Source organism: Zobellia uliginosa (assembly GCF_900156625.1).
GTDB lineage: Bacteria > Bacteroidota > Bacteroidia > Flavobacteriales > Flavobacteriaceae > Zobellia > Zobellia uliginosa.
On record NZ_FTOB01000001.1, the window covers coordinates 829,337 to 848,606 of the forward strand.

Here is a 19,270-nt window from a genome sequence, read left to right on the forward strand (position 1 = left end):
GTTATTTTCTTTTTAGCCGATAAATCTGCGCGTTGGAATTATTTATGGTGATCAAGAGATAATTTTCTCCGTTTATATGTAAAAGGTTTAAATGCCTAACAGATTTTTGGCTAAGGTCTAAACCGATTTGGGAGCTTAAAATTACATTATTTTCCCCTTTTATCAAGGCGCCGCCAAAAGAATCAAATCTTCCGTGATATGGTTTAACCCCAAAATAGTTTCCGGCCGCCAGCACTTCTTCTTTTCCGTCCCCGTCAAAATCATGGCGAAGCATGGCCATAAGGGGGGAAACTTGTAGTTCGTTCGGAAAAGGGACAAAGCTAAATCGTCCGTTTTCGTTCTTTAGGAAGCCGGAACGTAGCTCATGTACTTCCCGTATTTTTGCATTTTTCAGGGCTTCCTTATCAAGGATCGATTCAATGGGGGAACCTGCGAAGGACTTATAGGTGTTGAATTTCTTTTTAAGGGAAACCAACTGAGATGAAAGTCCGTCCAAGCCTTCCAAAGGATAATATTTTCCATCTTTTTCTATGGTCGTTATGGTTTCGGTCTGTCTGTTCTTGTCGAAATCGCCATAGTACATTTTCATTGGGTGTTCTGCCGAGGCCTTGAACTTGGTGTTGCTTCCCCAGTTGCCGAGCAGGTAATCGGTATCTCCATCGTTATCGATATCAAAAGGGACGATACTTCGCCAGAGACCGTTCAGATTTTTTTGTACGGCATCGATCTTGGTAAGTTGTCCTTCGGTATTCTTGAAAAAAGTAGGGGACATCCATTCGCCCACTACAATCAGGTCTTTATTGCCATCGGCATCAAAATCGTGCCAAATGGCATTGGTGACCATGCCTATGTTTTTAAGGTCGTCAGGGGTTTGGTCCGTAAAGCTTCCATTGTCGTTCAAGAGTAGGGCAGACTCTGGAACCTTTCCGAAGTCGTTCGAAATCGCTTGGCTTCCGACGAACAGGTCAAGGTCTCCATCGCCATCAATATCGTAAGGGGCAAGTATGGAGGTGTTTTGAAAGCTTTCCGGCAGGTTGGCTGCATTGAAACCCGTGTCATTTTGAACGTAATACGAGTTGAGCAAAGGTTTCATTTTATTGTAAAAGTCCCCTCCGCCGGCACCAAGGATCAAATCGTTTTTTCCATCCGAATTAAAATCCCCGATTACGGCCGCTACATCTTCCTTGATAGAATCATTGGCAATAGTACCGATGTGCCAAGGGGAAAATGCCGTATCGTTTTGTACAAAGACTTGTGAAGGAATATATTTTGAGCCTCCAAAGAAAATATCCTCCTTTCCGTCACCGTTCAGGTCGCCAATGGCAGTGGCGGGACCACGGTCGGATATCTGGTAGGGAATAAGTTTTTGGCGATTAAAATCGGTGTAGTTGTCTTCAATATGCTGAAAATCGATTCCCAGATTATTCTCGACCTTTTCAAAAAGAAGCTTTTGCCGTGGCCGTAAATTGGAATAGTTGAACTTTTTGGGGTTTTCGGGTTGTATCACCAGACTTTGGTTAGTGGCAATGTCGGTTAGGGTTTGATAGGTTCCATCGGGCCATACTATTCGAAGGGAGTCTATTTTTTCAGTCTTTCCATATCCGAAATGGAGTATGGGTTCCGAGGACGCCTGAAATCCTCTGACCGTGTACAGTTCTTTGTATTGTAATTGGCCTTGGTTATACGAGAAAACCTTGGTTCCCAAACCGAAGGAATTGTGCTGTCGGTACTTTAATCGTATTTTGAGAAAGTTGGCATTTTGGTCGGTCTTGTTAATGTAGAGTGCCGGGGTGCCGTTCAGGTTGTTGGTTATCAGGTCGAGGTCACCGTCGTTGTCAAGGTCGCCCATGGCCGTGGCGCCTGAGACCAAGGTGTCTTTTGATATCCATTGGCCCGATTTGTCTTTAAAGGTCAAGTTGTCGGAGCCTTTGAATACGTAATTGTGAATTTTTCCGGCCGGCATTTTGTCCAAGGCTTGCTGGTCCATAAGCTTGGTATTGTTCATTTTGTTCCGGATTTGTTCACTGCTGACAAAATTGATGAAGTCTAGGTCGTTGGGACGCTTGGGTATGCCATTGGAGATAAACAAATCTTGTTCCCCGTCTTGGTCATAGTCACCGAAAAGAGCGCTCCAGCTCCAGTCGGTGGCGGCTACCCCGCTCATTAGGGCCGTTTCTAGAAAGCTGCTGTTTTGTTGGTTGACGTTCAGCATGTTTCGGGTGAACTGATAACCGTATCCATAGCGTTCGGTGCGTAATTTTTGAGTCTGTACGTTATCGTCGCCTTCAGAAGATTTGAGCGTATGTTCGTCTTGCGGAAGCATATCTAGGGAAATAAGGTCGGGCCAACCATCGTGGTTAATGTCGGCCACATCGTTACCCATCGAAAAGCGCGAGGTGTGTGCGAAAAATTGCTTTGAACTTTCGGTAAACGTGCCATCCCCATTGTTGAGATAGTAGTAATCGTCTTCATGAAAATCGTTACCCACATAAATGTCGGGATAGCCGTCTTGGTTGAAATCTGAAATGGCCAATCCGAGTCCGTAACCGTTTACGCCGCCATATATACCGGCAGATTCACTGATATCTACAAATTTGTCGCCATCGTTGCGAAGAAGTTTGTCACCCGTTTGGTAGTTCCGTTTCAAGCGCAGATCCGCCTTGCCAAAAGATTCTTGGGTGTGTACCGCATGGTTCAAGAGGTAAATATCTAAATCGCCATCGAGGTCAAAATCGAGAAAGGCCGCATTGGAGCTGTAGGAGTCGAAATCAAGTCCGTATTTGGCGGCACTTTCGGTAAAGGTGCCGTCACCGTTGTTCAGGAACAGTTCGTTATGTCCGTTGAAACCGTTGATGCCTACAACGGCACACACGTAAATATCCAAAAGCCCGTCTCCGTTTACATCGCCCATTACCGAGCCGGTGTTCCAGGTGCTGTTGCCTTCAATGCCCGCACTTTTACTGATATCCTCAAATTGAAGGTTGCCCTTGTTTCGGTAGAGTTTGTTCTTTACTTGGTTGCCCGAAAAGAAAATATCGGGTAGGCCGTCGTTATCAATATCGCCGACGGCTACACCGCCCCCGTTGTAAAAGTACAGGTAGTCTAAAATATTGAGGTCGTCGGTTTCGGTTAGGGTGTTCTCAAAGGTAATGCCCGTTTCCGATGCGGGGAGAAGCTGAAATAGCGAACCCTGTTTGTCATCGCAAGCCGTAAGGATCGATAGGGCAAAACAAAGCGTAATGTACGTGTTCTTTAAATGCACGGGACTATAGGTTTTTCTTGTGGATTCTTGCTTTGGTAATGACATCTAATCTAGCGCGTAAATTTTCGGTGTGCCGTTGTTTATGGCGGCAATGAGGTAGCTTTTGCCGTTCTTGTCCTTAAACTGCTTCAGGTGTTTTACTTCCTCTTTAATGAAAAAACCACTGGTGTTGTAGTCTTGCCATTTGAAGTTTAGGTTTCCGTCACCTAAAAGCACATTGCCGTAGCTGGCGTCTAAACGGGAGTATTGTGGCTTGAACTCAAAATTGTTCCCGGCCATAATAAGGTCTAGGTTTCCGTCTTTATCGATGTCGGCACAACTGATGCCGCATACGCAGGAGAGCTGCACCCGTGAGGGCAATTTCTTGATGGTGAACTTGCCACCGCCCTCGTTTATGGCGATTACCGATGCCATGGTATTGGCCTGCTTAACGATACTCCTGTCGAAAATTTCCTTGGGGAAGAGTTCGTCGATGGTCTTTTTTGCGTATTCTGAAGCTTTGAGGCTTTGTTTTTTGAGCGATACAATTTGCTCGGTCAATTCTTTTTTCTGGTGGATGGGATAATCTTTTCCGTCAAAACCACGGGTAGTGATCTGCTCCAAGGTGCCGTTGTTGTCATAATCGTTGATCCATAGCTTCATAGGATGCTCTTCGGAAGCCTCGTAAGGTACGTTGGTGCCTTGGTTGCCCAATACCAAGTCCATGTCGCCATCGTTATCTAGGTCGACGGCTTCTATAGCGTTCCACCAGCCGAAGAGACTGTCGAGGTCGGTCGGTAGCCTGCTCAGGCGTCTGCCCGAATTCTTGTAGATATTCGGTCGGCCCCATTCCGATACGGTCAGGAGGTCTTTTTTGTTATCACCGTCAATATCGGCCCAAACGGCACTGGTTATCATACCGGCATCCTTAAGGTCGTAGGCTAATCTTTCGGTGGCATTGACGAATTTTCCATCACCTTGGTTCTCTAAAAACAGATGGTCAGGGTCTATGCCGTAAGTACCCACAACGCTTCTGGAACCGACAAACAAATCAATGTCTCCATCTTGGTCGAAATCATAGGGGGAAATAACCGAAATATTCTTGAATACCGATGGTAGGTCTTCGGTGGTTTTACTGAAGTTTCCCCTGCCATCATTGAGGTATAATCGGGGTTTATAAGAGTTTTCTTTGTTGATCCGGTTGCCGCCCGTGCCTACGACCAAGTCTTGGTCGCCATCACCATCGGCATCAAAGAATGCGGCTGCCGTATCTTCCAGGTCGATATCGAAATCCAATGTTTTTTTCGAAAGCCTTCCATTGCCCGAATGGATGTAGATTATTCCGGGATGGCCACTGGCGCCTCCTAAAAAGATATCCTCGTTGCCGTCGCCGTTTATATCACCGACGGCCAAGGCCGGTCCTTCTTGAGAAATAAGTTTGGAAATCAGGCTTTCGTAATCAAAATCGGTATAGGGGTCCTCTTTGTGGGCCACTAATTTTCCGGCCTCTATTTCCTTGAGCAAGGTTTTGGTATTGGACGGTTTTTTCGGGATGAATTTTTCTGTGGCATCCGATCGTTTTAGGGTCAAAAGTTGGTCGGCGGAAACCTTTTCCAGCTTTTGGGTATAGTCATCGGGCCAGATTACCCTAAGGGAATCGATAGTGGTGGTCTGGCCCAGGCCTATGTCCATTATGTAATCGACCGACGATTGAAAGCCCCGCGAAGGAATCAACTCTTGAAACACGACTTGGTCGTTATAGTACATTTTGATGCTGGCACCCACGGCAAACGGATTCTTTCCTTCTCCTATGAACTTTAATTTGATGTAATGGTTGTCGGTAAGTTCATTGGTCTTGTTTTCATATACGAAGGACTGCATGTTAACATTGTTTACCACGAGGTCTAGATCACCGTCATTGTCAAGGTCGCCATAAGCTGCCCCGTTCGAGAGGCTGGGTATTTCAAACCCCCAGTCCACCGCGGCATTGTCAAAGGTAATATCGCCATTGTTGCGGTAGGCATAGTTGGGCTGTGGTACCACTGGCATTTTGTTGATAATGGAATCAATGGATTCCTTTTTACCCGTAAGGGCCATTTTTTGAATGATTTCATTGGCAAAGAAGTCGACGAAATCAAGGTCGGTAAGGTCGTGGTTTATACCGTTGGTGATATAAATGTCGCGTAGTCCGTCATTGTCCATGTCGAATAACAGACCGGCCCAGCTCCAGTCGGTTTTTGCCACACCGCTATGGTATGCGATTTCAGAAAAGGAACCGTTGCCGTTGTTGAGTTGTAGCGTGTTTTGAATGTATTGTTGGTAAAAATCTTTGCTTTGTTTGAGCTTGAAAACGTTATAACCCTCAAATTCCATGACCGATTTTACACGTTGGTCGCCCTCGGGAAGCATATCGGTAATGAAAATATCGGCATTACCATCATTGTTGATATCGGCCATATCTATACCCATGGCCGAAAGTGATAGGTGGGAGGTCCATTCCTCTATTTCCTCTTTGAAGGTGCCGTCTTTTTGATTGATGTAGAGGTAGTCGCGCTCGTAAAAATCGTTGGAAACATAAATATCGGGCCAGAGGTCGCCGTTAATGTCACTGACCATGACCCCAAGGCCAAAGCCTATCAAACTTCCGAAGATACCTGCCTCTTCACTGACATCGGTAAATTTACCGATGTCGTTTCGCAAAAGCATATCACCTACGCCCCTAAAAATATGGGGAACGCCCTCCCAATCTTGGGCCCTTACGCTACGTTGTTCGGCATATCCCAAGCTACTGACGGGGATATTGCTGTTGTTCAAGATGTAGGCATCAAGATCGCCGTCTTTGTCATAATCGAAAAAGGAGGCATGGGTAGAGAAACCGGTCTCGGCAAGGTTGAATTCTTTTGCCCTTTCGGTAAAGGTAAGGTCGCCATTATTGATGTAAAGGTCGTTGTCATGGTTGTTGCCTTCCATGTTTCCGGCGTTACTAACATAGATGTCCAAGAGGCCGTCAGCATTGATGTCGGCCATGACGACCCCGGTAGACCATGGTTTGTTGCCCGTAACACCTGCTTTTTCGGAGATGTCCTCAAACTGAAAATCCCCTTTGTTCAGGTAGAGTTTGTTGGCCCCCATATTGGCGGAAAGATAAATGTCCGCTAGACCATCATTGTTGATGTCCCCTATGGCTACGCCTCCACCGTTATAAAAATTACGGTACTTGAATATGTTGAAATTCTTTTGGTTCTGTACCGAGTTGATAAAATCTATGCCGGTTTCTTCCGAAGGAAGCATGCTAAATAGCGTTTCTTTTTCAGGTTCTTTGGAAACCTCTTCCTTGGTCTCGGAATGGCACGAAATCATAAGAATCATCACGGGAAGGAATACCCGAACCGGGGCAAAAAAAACCTTTTTGACTGTTGATCGCATATTAGTTGTTGCTTTTTCTTGATAAGAAAACCGGAACGTCGTTGTTTATACCAACGATATAGACCGGGTGGTTGTTAATTCTAATTTTTGCAATGCTCCTTGCTGACCCTTCAATATTGAAATCTTGGCCGTCTGACCACTCGAAATCGCCCTTGCCATTATTGCGTAAAATGATACCGTGGGAGGCATCCATTCGGCCCAGTTGGGTACTTATTTCGGTAGAGTTGCCTACAATTAATAGGTCTTTAAAGCCGTCATTGTCAAAGTCATCTACTGCAATATCATGAATTGTGGAGGCTTGTGCAATAGTTGGGAGCGCTTTTATATTAAAATTGCCAACTCCATCGTTTTCGTAAAACGAACTTTGTAATTCGTAGACCTTTTTTTGGTCCGATTTTGTCAATTTCTCTTTTGAGAAGAGGTCGAAAACCGAAGCTTGGGCAAAGTCTTTATAAGATAAAAACCGTTTGTTCAAATAGGGCAATTGTTTGACGAGTTCGTCTTTTGAGGCAAAGGGAGTTTCCTTGTGGTGGTGAAAATAGGTGACTATAGGGTCTATGTTTCCGTTTTCGTCAAAATCGGCATTGTAAAGGGTGATCGCTTCGGTGGCGGATGCCCTGAACTTGCTGTTGAGTCCCCAGTTTCCTGAAACAAAATCGATATCGCCGTCATTGTCAAAGTCATCGGCCACAACTACGTTCCACCAGCCATTGGTGTTTTTGAGTGCAGGGTCTTTCCGGGGTTGTAAATTTTTTCCATCATTGTAAAAGATGCTGACCGGCATCCAATGCCCTACGGCTATAAGGTCTTGAAACCCATTGCCGTCCAAATCCGTCCAAATAAAATCTTTTACGTTACCTACGCCTTTAAACGCCTTTCCGAAGGTGTCGGATATGTCGGTAAAATTTCCTGAACCATCGTTTTCAAATATGTATTGCGAAGGCGTGGTGCCGAACTGGTGCGGAACCTGGTCGGAGGCTATGATGAGGTCGAGGTCGCCGTCATTGTCAAAATCTACGGAGCCTACCTTTGAAGCATTGAGAGAAATATTGGAGAACTGCCGGTCTTCTTTTTTGAATTGCCCCTCGTGGTTTCGATAAAACCTTGGCTGTAGGGCCTTTCCCGATTGAAATTCGTTACCGCCGCTCACAATGATGAGATCTTGGTCGCCATCGCCATCGGCGTCAAAAATGAGCTGTGATAGGTCTTCGTTAATAGCGTCTTCCTCAAAGAGCTCGATTTGCCCTTCTTTGAATACACCGTTTGGTCGTTGCACGAACAAAGCCGTAGCTTGGCCCTTTCCACCACCGATTAAAATATCGTCAAGACCATCTGCATTGATGTCGGCTATCGAGATTTCGGGACCTTCATTGGTATTGGCAAAAGGGACCAAGGGACTCCGGTTGAATTCAAGGGTAGGACTGTCTTTATGGTAGAAACCAAGGAAGTCGTTAGTGTTATGCAGTAAGCTGGTCGTAGGTGCTTTAGGCGTTTCGTAATAGTTTCCACGGGCCTCTGAAATGCTCAGTTCTATTTTTTGATCGGCCTGCAGTTTTTTTAGGGTTTGGAATTTTCCGCCCGGCCAAATCACCTTTACCGAATCGAGAACCGAATCTTTGCCTATACCCAAATGCAGTCGGGGCGGTACCGATGACAAGTATCCCCTGCTGACGAAATTTTCGGCGCTTATAGCCCTATTCTTGTGATAGGCGATGACTTTTGCCCCAATCCCGAACAAGTTGTTCGGGGCTCCTTTAAAGCCGATATTCAAAAAATGGTTTTCCGTAGTTGTTTCACTGGTGTTTTCCATAACAAAGGCCTCTTGGTCAACATTGTTCACTACAATGTCTAAGTCGCCGTCATTATCAAGGTCGGCATAAACACTGCCGTTGCTGTAACTTTTCTCTAGGTCGGACCAAGTTTCGGATACGTTTTCAAAAGTCAGGTCACCTTTGTTCCTAAAAAAGTAATTCGGTTCTTTTTTATGGGGCATTTCATCAATAAAGGCTAGGTCTTCTTTGGTCATGCCTTCCTCAATACGTTTTTGAATATTGTCGTTGGCAATAAAGTTGATGAAGTCCATATCGTTGGTGGCGCCTTTGATTCCGTTTGAAACGAAAAGGTCTTTTAGCCCGTCGTTATCATAGTCCGCTAGCAGGGCGCCCCATGACCATTCGGTAGCGGAAATACCGGCTAAATGGGCTATTTCACTAAAGTTGGCGTGGCCGAGGTTGAGGTGTAGGGTATTCTGCATGTATTGGGGCGCATAACCGTTCCGTAAGTAGTTTTGATAGGTGGGATAAGGATATTCCAGTCCTGATGTTTTGTAGGTTTCCAGGTTTTCGGGAAGCATATCTAGGGAAACAATATCCGTGAGACCGTCGTTATTGATATCGGCCAGGTCATTGCCCATTGAAAAGTGGGTGGTATGCCCTAACTTCTTGTCGTTTTCAGAGATGACTTCTTTAAAAGTACCGTCTTTTTGATTGATATAGAGGTAGTCGTTCTCAAAAAAATCATTGCCTACGTATATATCGGGATAGCCATCATTGTTGACGTCGCTTATGCCAAGGCCAAGGCCGTACCCGATTTCACCTTGAAAGATATGGGCTTCGGAAGAAACATCTACAAATTTTCCGTTTTTATTTTTGTAAAGTCGGTCGCCGGATAAGGGGGCTGTCTTTTTTCTTTTGCTTCCCTTTCCATAGGTGCGGTTGGGGTGTACCGAGTGGTTGAGGAGAAACAGGTCTAGGTCGCCATCAAGATCGTAATCGAAAAATGCGGCTTGGGTCGAAAATCCCGAGAAGTCAAGTCCGTATTTCTTTGCTTCCTCCTTAAAAACAGGGTTTCCGTCTTTGTCATTACCCTGGTTTACATAGAGCAGGTTCGAGCCTTCCATATGTTTGTACCTGCCGACTTTACAGATGTACAGGTCTAGCAGTCCGTCATTGTTGATATCGACATGGGTGACCCCGGTGGTCCATCCCTCGGTATTGTTGATGCCGGCTTCTTGGCTTATTTCCTTGAATTTGAAGCCGCCCTGGTTCAGGTAAAAATGGTCTGCCGCCTCATTGGCCGTAAAGTAGAGGTCTACCCTTCCGTCATTATTAAAATCCGCTGCCGCTATTCCAGCCCCGTTATAATAGTAGAGATAGTTGAGTATGTTGAGCTCGGGAGTGTTCTTGAGGGCGTTTTTAAAAGTGATTCCCGTCTGGGAATTCTTACGTTTTTGAAATAGGGGAGGGGTTTCTTGCTTTTTTTCTGAGCAGGAAAGTATAAAAAAGGACAGCGTCCCGACCCAAATTAAAACCAGTGCTTTTTTCATAGTAAAAATCATCTGCAAGATAATCAAAGCCCAGAGGTATAGAAAATTACAGGCCTGTGAAATTTTATCTTAATTTATAAGGTATATGTGATATCGCATATATTGTCTGTTAAACCTTGAGTTTTTCGCAAATAATCCAATATATTTAGCCGAAATATCAAACCAGTTTATAATGATAGGAATTTTGTCTTTTGTTGGCTTTACCGCTTTGGTGGCCATAATATCTTACTTTGCTACACGAACGACGGACGAGAAATCATCTGATGGTTATTTTTTGGGAGGAAGGAGCCTTACGGCCGGTGTTATTGCCGGATCCTTATTGTTGACCAATCTTTCCACCGAACAAATTGTAGGTCTTAACGGGCAGGCATATACCGAGGGAATCGTTGTGATGGCCTGGGAAACCTTGGCGGCCATAGCCATGGTGATAACGGCTATTTTTTTGTTGCCGAGATATTTAAAAGGGGGGATTACCACGGTTCCCCAGTTTCTTAAGGATCGCTACGATGTTACTACAAAGACCCTTACTTCGGTTTTGTTCCTTACGGGCTATGTGGTGGTATTATTGCCGACCATTCTTTATTCGGGCGCGCTTGCTATTAGCACCATGTTCGATTTGCCCACTATGTTGGGAGTTTCCGATAGTACGGCCCTAAACCTCAGTATTTGGGGAATAGGTATTATTGGTTCTATCTATGCAGTGTTTGGCGGACTTAAGGCGGTTGCCGTTTCGGATACGATAAATGCAGTAGGGTTGTTGATAGGGGGACTTTTAATACCTGTTTTCGGGCTTATGGCCATAGGGGATGGAAGTGTTTTCGGAGGTTTAGACGTATTATACCAGTCCAATCCCGATAAATTCGATTCTACCGGGGAGATTACCAATAGTGTGCCGTTTTCTACCCTTTTTACCGGTATGATGCTGATCAACCTGTTTTATTGGGGTACCAACCAGCAGATCATACAGAGGGCACTGGGGGCGAAGAACCTGGCCGAAGGACAGAAAGGATTGTTATTGGCTTCCTTTATTAAAATTTTAGGGCCTTTGATCGTAGTGCTTCCGGGTATTATCGCCTTCCATTATTTTCAGGGCGGATTGGAAATGCCGGATCAAGCCTATCCTGCATTGGTAAATGCCGTATTGCCGAAATATTTGGTCGGTTTCTTTGTGGCCGTACTTTTTGGGGCGATCCTAAGTTCTTTTAATAGTGTATTGAACAGCTCGGTAACCCTTTTCGGTCTTGATGTTTACAAACAGCATATCAATCCTGACGCAACGGAGCAAACGGTAGTGCAGTACGGTAAGATTTTTGGTATTGTACTGGCCATTGGGGCAATGCTCATCGCTCCTTTGATCTCTAATGCCGGTAGCCTTTTTGCATACTTGCAAGAGTTGAACGGTATTTATACCATTCCGATATTTACCATAATCGTAGTGGGTTATTTGACCAAGCGTGTACCTGCCATTGCAGCAAAGATCGGTATCATTGCCGGTGTGGTCCTGTATTGTTTCAGCCAGTTCTACTTACAGCCAATGTTCGTTGATAGTGCTTTGGAAGAGGCCGCCGCTGCCGGAATAACCGATCCTGAGGCCTTGGCCTTGATAAAGGCGGAAGCTTACCCTCACTTTATACATATCATGGCCATTTTGTTTGTGTTGAATGCGACTATTATGTTGGTCATCGGTAAAATATGGCCGAACGAAAAACCATTTGAACTTGAGTACACGGAACAGGTATCTATTGAGCCTTATAAATATGTAAAACAGGTAGGTATCGTTATCTGTTTGATCGTTGTGGCACTGTACGTGTATTTTGCCAAGTAGGATATATTTTTAAAAAGAAAAGGCCTTGCGCTAGTTTTAGACGGTGCAAGGCCTTTTTGTTTTAGGAAGATCTTTTTTGGGAAGGAGGTATATGGCCGTAGGGATGGCTGTAAATTACCTTCTTCTATTTGGTAGGAGGGGAGGGGGCTCCCCGGAAAAGGGATTCCATCGGCTGATGCTTTTGGCCTCCATGCCAGCGGCACTTATAACGGAACGGTCTCCGTAACGCTCGCGCATTTTGTCTATGGCAAGGCTAAGGCGTATCAGTTTTTCATTGTCTTCAAATAAGTTGATCTGGTGTCCGCCCTCTACTAGGTGACTGAACCGAACACCGATCAGACGAACTAGCAGGCGCCTGTTGTACAGTTTTTCGAATAGGTTCAGAACAACGGGCAATATGCTGCTGTCGAGGGAGCTGTAAGGTATTTTCTGTTGTTGTGTATAGGTTTGAAAATCGGAATAGCGTATTTTAAAGGTGATGCAGGCCGTTAGTTTATTGCCCCTCCTCAACTGATAGGCTAAGTTTTCGGCCATGGCTATAGTGATGCTTTTTAGCTTTTTAACGTCTGTGGTGTCTTTGTCGAAGGTGCGTTCCGTAGATATCGATTTTCGCTCGTGATATTGAATTACGGGGCTGTTGTCTATGCCGTTGGCTTTCTTCCAAATACTCAATCCGTTTTTTCCCAATACCTTATGCATTAATTGCATGGGCATTTGTTGTACGGTGACAATTTTTTTGATTCCCAGGTCGCATAGCGATTTATAGGTAACCTCGCCGACCATGGGTATTTTCCGTACGGATAAGGGGGCCAAGAAGGGTTTTTCAGTACCCTTGAAAACCCTGATTTGGTTATTGGGTTTGGCCTGTCCCGTGGCTATTTTGGAAACGGTCTTATTGGTAGATAGCCCAAAGGAAATCGGCAATCCCGTTTCCCTGATGATCCGTTGCCTAAGTTCGATGGCCATTTGATGGCATCCGAAAAATTTGTCCATTCCCGTTAGGTCTATAAAAAATTCATCTACCGAACTTTTCTCATATAGGGGAACACTGTCTTTGATTACCTCGGTAACCAGATTTGAATATTTGCTGTATGTGGCGGCATTGCCCCTTAGTACGATGGCTTCGGGACAGAGTTGTTTGGCCATACGCATGGGCATGGCCGAATGAATACCGAACTTTCGGGCTTCGTAACTGCATGAGGCTACTACCCCTCGGTCTGATGTGCCCCCTATCAATATGGGTTTGTGGTTTAGGCGACTGTCTTGCAGACGCTCGCATGACACGAAAAATGTATCGAGGTCCATGTGTACTATAGCTCTTTCTTCAGACATGGGACAAGGTTGTGTTATGGTTATCCGAATATCTTGGGTCTTCAATAATGGCCTGGCGGTACATGGTCGTTACTTCAATATTGATGCACTCAAATTCTTCCGTTACTTTTCCGGTGATGGAGTAGATGCCCTTTCCCCTAAATGGAAATTTGGCCGCTACGGGAGGAAAGTGAACGGTATCTATAAAGTCGCCGCTTCGATCTAAAAATGTACCGAAGTACATGGGTTTTCCGTTTGAGGTAGCGGTATTTTTTGTAGCTACCAAATAGCCTTCAATAGTAATGGTCTTGCCTTTATAAGAAAGTAGCTCGCTAGCCCTCAAAGTATTTTTTTTTGGGGCGGCGAGTAAATCGAACGGATTGCACAATGGAAAGCCTAATAGTTCATATTCGTCAAAGGCGTTTTCTAGTTCGGTACTTTTTAGTTCAGGGGTTTTGTACGATATTTTTTCTGAACGGAACAAGGTGTTGACATGCTCTTCTTTGGGAATCTTGCTTGTTTGTAGGTAGGCAGACCAAAGAAGTTCCCTTTTATTGCTTCCGGTAAAACGAAATGCATTGATTTTAATGAGTATGGCCACCTGCTCTGTTGAAATGGAGACCCTATCGATAAAATCGTCAAGGTTTTTGTATGGCCCATGTTGTGCCCTGTCGGCAAGTATTTTTTCAACCGTACGGATTTCCAAATCTTTTAGAAGGCTAAAACCGAGATAGACTTTTTTTCCTTGTACCCGGGTCAGGAATTCACTATGGTTGATACAGGGCGCTTCAATAAGGGCCCCGTGCATCTTGGCCTCGTGTACGTACAGTTCCCGATTGTAAAAACCACCGCCATTATTGAGCGTGGCCACCATGTATTCTATAGGGTAGTATGCCTTTAAGAAGAGGCTCTGATAGCTTTCAACGGCATATGAGGCAGAATGCCCCTTGGCAAAGGCATAGCCGGCAAAACTTTCGATTTGCCTCCAGATATCACGGGTTACCGCATCGGGCTTGCCATCAGCCTTGCAATTGTCGAAAAACCGTTGTTTTACTTTTAGGAACTCGTCTCGGGAGCGAAATTTTCCAGACATCCCCCTACGTAGCATATCGGCCTCGCCCAATGTTAGTTTACCAAAGTGGTGTGCCACTTTAATGACGTCTTCTTGGTAGACCATAACGCCAAAAGTTTCGGGCATAATATGCAATAGAACAGGATGGGCGTCTTTTCGGCGTTCGGGGTAACGGTAGCGTAAAATATACTCCCGCATCATTCCTGACTTTGCCACTCCCGGTCGAATGACCGAACTTGCGGCGACCAGGCCTAAGTAGTTGTCGACCTGCAATTTTTTTAAAAGCATTCGCATGGCGGGCGATTCTACGTAAAAGCAGCCTATGGCCTTGGCATTTTTCAATAAGTGTTTAATGCGTCGGTCTTCCTTGAACCGTTTGATGTCATGAATATCTATCGACTTTATGTTCCTGTGGTTTTTTGTTATGATTTCAACGGCGTCCTTAATCTTTCCTAGGCCACGTTGACTTAGAATGTCGAATTTGTACAGACCGATATCTTCGGCGGCCACCATGTCGATTTGTGTAGTGGCGAAGCCTTTGGGAGGCATAAAAGTGGCGCAATAATGGTGTATGGGCTTTTCCGAAATTAAAACACCTCCGGCATGAATGCCCAAGTAATTAGGGAAGCCTTGTATGTACCGACTGTATTTTATGACCAATTGTGAAAGTCTATCGAGCTGGTTGATGTCATATTTGCCTTTGCTAAGTATATCTATCTCTGATTTAGGCAGGCCAAAAACCTTTCCCAGTTCACGTACCGATGCCCTAAACTTAAAAGTATTGTAAACGGTAATGAGGGCGGTATTCTTAAACCGTTCGAACATAAACCGGGTGATGTCATCCCTGTCCGACCAAGAAAAGTCAATGTCGAAGTCAGGGGGATTTTGGCGGTATAGGTTGATGAAGCGCTCAAAATACAGGTCAAGTTCTATGGGGTCTACATCGGTTATCCGCAGTAAATAGGCAATGATGCTATTGGCCCCACTGCCGCGACCTACATAAAAATAACCTTTGCTTCTTGCGTATTTTAAAATTTTCCAGTTGATCAAAAAGTAAGAAACGAAGCCTTTCTCTTTTATAATGTTCAATTCTTTTGACACCCGGTCGTATATGGTTTCGTCTATTTTTTTATAACGGTAGGGTATGCCTTGATAAGCAAGCTTTTGAAGCAAGCGAAAATCCAGTTCTTCGTTTTGGGTATACGAACGTTGGTTGTTGGGCGTAGTTTTTGAAAAATCAAATTTAATATGGCAACTATCGAGTAATCGTTTTGTGTTTTTTGTCAATTCAGGAAAATCGATGGCAATACGCTCCCTTGCTTCAGCGGTTAAGAAGCGGTCGGTTTCACGGCCTTGTTCGTGCTCTGGCAATTTGCTCAACAAGGTGTTGTTGTCGATGGCCCGCAAAAGGCGGTGGGTGTTGAAACCTCTTTTGTCGCGAAAGGATACTGTGTGCAATAGCACTAATTTGTCCGTTTCAAAAGTGCTTTTCGAAAACTTTAAATGGCGTAATTTTTTTGGTGTGACCCCTAGGTATTCGTTTTTGTTCAGAAGACGGTTTTTTCCTTTTTCAAAGGGGTAGATCACAAAACAGTCCTCCATTTCAATAGGGCTTTCCGGTATGACCGACCCTGGTCGGTGTAAAAAGGAAGATAGATAGGCATTGATGCGCCTAAAGCCATCATTGTTCTTGGCTAGGAGCACAAATTGCTGGTCGACCCCGTTTCTGAAGTCTACACCTAAAACCGGTTTGATACCATAATTGGGGGCCAGACGTACAAAATCGAGGCAGGCTGAGGTATTGTTGATATCGGTCAATGCCAAAATCCCATTGTTGTTCTCGGCCGCCAAAGCCAAAAGTTCCTCTGGTTTTAACGTGCCGTAGCGAAGGCTGTAATAAGTATGACAGTTCAAATACATACGCAAGGGGTTTTGGGAATGGCGGATGTATCTGTGTTTATGGTAACGAGCAGGTTTGCAGTTGTTTCTGCAGGTATACTAAAGTATAAAAGGACGGACGGTGAGAGTATCTTTTGCATAGCTATCCTTTAAAAAATTGGATAGCTAAATTATGGAATAATTCCTAATATATGGATTATATCCAATAAATGATAGTGTTAAAATTGAAAAGCCCTGCGTTACACAGGGCTCTCGGTTATAGATATGTTTTTTGGGTCTTAATGAAAGGGTGTATATCTAGAATTCGAAACTCAGATGTATAGTTATGGGGTCATCGTCGTTTCCAAAGTAATTTTCCGAATTTCCTTGAGGTCCCATTTTGTCTCCTGTTTGAAATTTGGTTCCAATTGCGGGAATGTTTTTTACGAAGGAGATATCGCCTTCCGGAAAATCTACCGAAACCCTATGATTGGGGTCTTCTTTAGGTTGCTGGGGGGTAAGCATGCGCAAAAAGGTGTTTTCGGAATTGCAATATACCGTAAAACCGTTGTTGTTTTTCCCTTTTACTTTTACCCAATACAGGCTCGAAAAGAATCCTTTGAATTCTGGGTATACAAAACCGGATTCACCGGTAACGGTATTGTTGTAATCGTTTTCCCAAACTTGAAATTTGGTGCCCTTCATTCGGTTCCGCCATACGCGATAGGGGCCGTCACCCAGCCATTTCATACCGCTAATTTCAGATTCGGGAAAAGAAAAGGTAATGCCCTTAAATCCCTTTACTATTTTTTTGCCTTTAATTTCTACATGTAGGTCCAACAGGCCGTTGGAGTGTACGGTCCATTTGATGACATCGGAACTATACTCTTTATGGCTGGCCCAATTGGGCGACTTGTCCGATGCTTCAAAAACGGTAAGGATCTCTACCTTGCCTTTAAGCTTGTTGATCTTTACGGATTCGATTTTGTCTTTATGGTCAAAAATTATCGGTCCATTATTGAAAGGAATAATTTTATCTGCCTTCTTCACCTCTTCTAACAAAGTTGTTTTTTCTGAAAAGCTATACTGGATTCCATTGGCTACAACCTTTATTCGTCCGGCTTCGGTATGGGTTGAGATTTCCCCTTCTTCCGATAGGTCGATATGGGTTTCGTTTATTTTCTTAGGAATTTTTATGGGGTAAGACCATGTAAATATTTCGGAGCCATTAGGTGCCGTTGCCGTTAAGTACAAGGCATCTGCGGTTTGCCAGTTATTGGGGAGGTCAACTTTAAACTCACCTTTTGTAACAGGGGCCAGATTTGGTAATGCAACTGTGGTTTCGGATATGGTTTTAATCTTACCCGTTCCTTTGGGGCCGTCGAACCGTACCCATTTGGCCGCCATTTTGATTTCGTTTAAATGGGTAAAGTGATACCTGTTCTCTATCCTAAAAACACCGTTGAAATCCGGTTTTATATAGCGGTCTTCTATGTATATCGGAGACCAGATTTCCTTAATGCTAAAGTAACTGGCCTCTTTTTCGCCATAGGGTCCGACGATACCATCGGCTGCATGATTGCCATCGGTGTCTAGTATTCCTTCTTTGTCTGTTCGAACCACGGCCTCATCTGCAAAATCCCATAAAAACCCTCCGGCGGCTAGGGGCATATTCCACATCTGTTTCCAATAATCGTCTAAGCCTGCACCGTGTCCACCGTCGTATAGGCCGTGCAAAAACTCGGTAGGGAAGTATATTTTGTCTTTTGCATAGGTGTCGTATGCAAAAACGTGATAACTGGGGTAGTGCATTGTATTGGTCTTTCTGAAGATGTTCCATGGGTGGATGACTTCCCGTTGTTGAATGTCCCATTTGGCATAATCATCATCGAGGGCGGTATTCCATCCGGTTTCATTGCCATTGGCCCAAAGGAGAATGGAGGGGTGGTTGACGTCTCGGACCACGGTTTCCTTAACAATTTTTCGGCCCACTTTGGTATCTAGATGGGGCGAATGCCAAGTACACACTTCATCTATAACAAAAAGGCCCAGTGAATCGGCAACGTCTAAAAAGTGGGTGTCTGGTGGGTAGTGCGACATACGAACGGCATTCATGTTCATGTCTTTCATCATTTTTACATGTTCTATACTTAGTTCTTTAGATGTGGTTCTACCGGAAGACGGATAGAATGAATGCCTGTTCACCCCTTTGAACTTTATGCGTTGTCCGTTTACGTATATACCGTCACCTTCAAGAACTTCAACGGTTCTAAACCCTATGCGTTCTAGGGTCTTGTGCAGAATCTCCCCTTTTTTGTTCAAAAGTTCGATGTTCAAGAAGTACAGTTGTGGTGATTCTGGGTTCCATGATTTGATGTCATGGGCCTTTGTTGAAACGTGCCATTTTCCTTGTTCCTTGCTGATATCGGTAAGGGGAAGTTCTTGCAGTTTGTTATGGTCGAGGTCCGATAGGGAAAGGCGTAGCGATTGCGCCTTTTTAGATGTTGTAAAGATATCGGCTTCTAGACTTCCGTCGGCTTTGGCGTTGATGGCGACACGTTCTATGTTTTCTTTTGGAAAAGCTTGTAGGTAGACCGGTCTAAAAATTCCACCGAAAATCCAGAAATCGGCTTCGCGCTCGGCGTGATTGATGGAGGAGTTGGAAGAAGCCTTGTTGACCTTGACTTCCAACATATTTTTTTCACCGTATTTCAAAAGGTGTGAAATAGAGTACTTGAATTCATAAAAGGCCCCTTGGTGCACCTCGCCGGCCAATTTTCCGTTGATCTTGACCTCGGCATCGGTCATAACACCTTCAAATACGATTTTTATTTCCTTGTTCCTCCATTTTTTAGGAAGGTCAAATTGGTATTTGTAGCGTCCGTATTCGTTCTTGCGTACCTTGAAATCGTCCTTACCGTAGTTGTAGTGACCAAAACCCTGTAATTCCCAACAAGACGGAACACCGATGGTCGTCCATTTGCCGCTGTTCATTCCATCGGAACAGAAGAACTCCCAGTCTACCATATCGTCCTTTCCCGTGCCGGAAAGGTACATTTTTTCGGTTTCGACCTCGTTGGGTTCCGTATTCGACTGTAGGGCATTCGCCCTGAACATGCAGAGCAGGGTGAATAGTAATACGCTATAGCTTATATTCATTTTCATGGCTAGGATGTATTAATGGCATGAATG

Annotated in this window: 7 protein-coding genes; 1 reads left to right on the forward strand and 6 read right to left on the reverse strand. The window is 44.6% G+C overall.

Translation table 11 applies throughout. The annotated features are described in order from the left end of the window. Position 1: 1 nt before the first annotated feature. Genes BW980_RS03490 through BW980_RS03500 form a run of 3 tightly spaced genes read right to left on the reverse strand, consistent with a single transcriptional unit; the run spans position 2 to position 9,992 of the window. On the reverse strand, positions 2 to 3,307 hold the full coding sequence (locus tag BW980_RS03490; protein ID WP_083690333.1) for a VCBS repeat-containing protein: 3,306 nt from the start codon (positions 3,305 to 3,307) through the stop codon (positions 2 to 4). Further along, positions 3,308 to 6,667: a VCBS repeat-containing protein gene (locus BW980_RS03495; protein ID WP_076453532.1), complete on the reverse strand. Its 3,360-nt coding sequence runs from the start codon at positions 6,665 to 6,667 to the stop codon at positions 3,308 to 3,310. It lies immediately after the preceding gene. A 1-nt stretch (position 6,668) separates the two neighbouring features. Beyond that, positions 6,669 to 9,992: a VCBS repeat-containing protein gene (locus BW980_RS03500; RefSeq protein WP_076453793.1), complete on the reverse strand. Its 3,324-nt coding sequence runs from the start codon at positions 9,990 to 9,992 to the stop codon at positions 6,669 to 6,671. A 172-nt stretch (positions 9,993 to 10,164) separates the two neighbouring features. On the opposite strand from BW980_RS03500, the gene BW980_RS03505 reads away from it, so the two are divergent. After that, entirely contained in the window at positions 10,165 to 11,817 is a 1,653-nt protein-coding gene (locus tag BW980_RS03505) for a solute:sodium symporter family transporter (protein WP_076453533.1), read from the forward strand. 114 nt (positions 11,818 to 11,931) lie between these two features. On the opposite strand, the gene dinB is transcribed toward BW980_RS03505, so the two are convergent. From dinB to BW980_RS03520, 3 genes are all read right to left on the reverse strand, one after another. After that, positions 11,932 to 13,149: a DNA polymerase IV gene (gene dinB, locus BW980_RS03510; RefSeq protein ID WP_076453534.1), complete on the reverse strand. Its 1,218-nt coding sequence runs from the start codon at positions 13,147 to 13,149 to the stop codon at positions 11,932 to 11,934. Further along, positions 13,142 to 16,120, reverse strand: coding sequence for a DNA polymerase III subunit alpha (locus BW980_RS03515; protein ID WP_076453535.1), 2,979 nt, complete (start codon positions 16,118 to 16,120; stop codon positions 13,142 to 13,144). The genes dinB and BW980_RS03515 overlap by 8 nt, the downstream gene beginning before the upstream one ends. Positions 16,121 to 16,396: 276 nt before the next feature. Next, positions 16,397 to 19,243: a glycoside hydrolase family 2 protein gene (locus BW980_RS03520; protein ID WP_076453536.1), complete on the reverse strand. Its 2,847-nt coding sequence runs from the start codon at positions 19,241 to 19,243 to the stop codon at positions 16,397 to 16,399. Positions 19,244 to 19,270: the final 27 nt, after the last annotated feature.

What these genes read in the sequence shown, in the direction of transcription:
- BW980_RS03490 (WP_083690333.1), bottom strand. Translation starts at nt 3,307, where the DNA reads ATGTCATTACCAAAGCAAGAATCCACAAGAAAAACCTATAGTCCCGTG.
- BW980_RS03495 (WP_076453532.1), bottom strand. Translation starts at nt 6,667, where the DNA reads ATGCGATCAACAGTCAAAAAGGTTTTTTTTGCCCCGGTTCGGGTATTC.
- BW980_RS03515 (WP_076453535.1), bottom strand. Translation starts at nt 16,120, where the DNA reads ATGTATTTGAACTGTCATACTTATTACAGCCTTCGCTACGGCACGTTA.
- BW980_RS03500 (WP_076453793.1), bottom strand. Translation starts at nt 9,992, where the DNA reads ATGAAAAAAGCACTGGTTTTAATTTGGGTCGGGACGCTGTCCTTTTTT.
- BW980_RS03505 (WP_076453533.1), top strand. Translation starts at nt 10,165, where the DNA reads ATGATAGGAATTTTGTCTTTTGTTGGCTTTACCGCTTTGGTGGCCATA.
- dinB (WP_076453534.1), bottom strand. Translation starts at nt 13,149, where the DNA reads ATGTCTGAAGAAAGAGCTATAGTACACATGGACCTCGATACATTTTTC.
- BW980_RS03520 (WP_076453536.1), bottom strand. Translation starts at nt 19,243, where the DNA reads ATGAAAATGAATATAAGCTATAGCGTATTACTATTCACCCTGCTCTGC.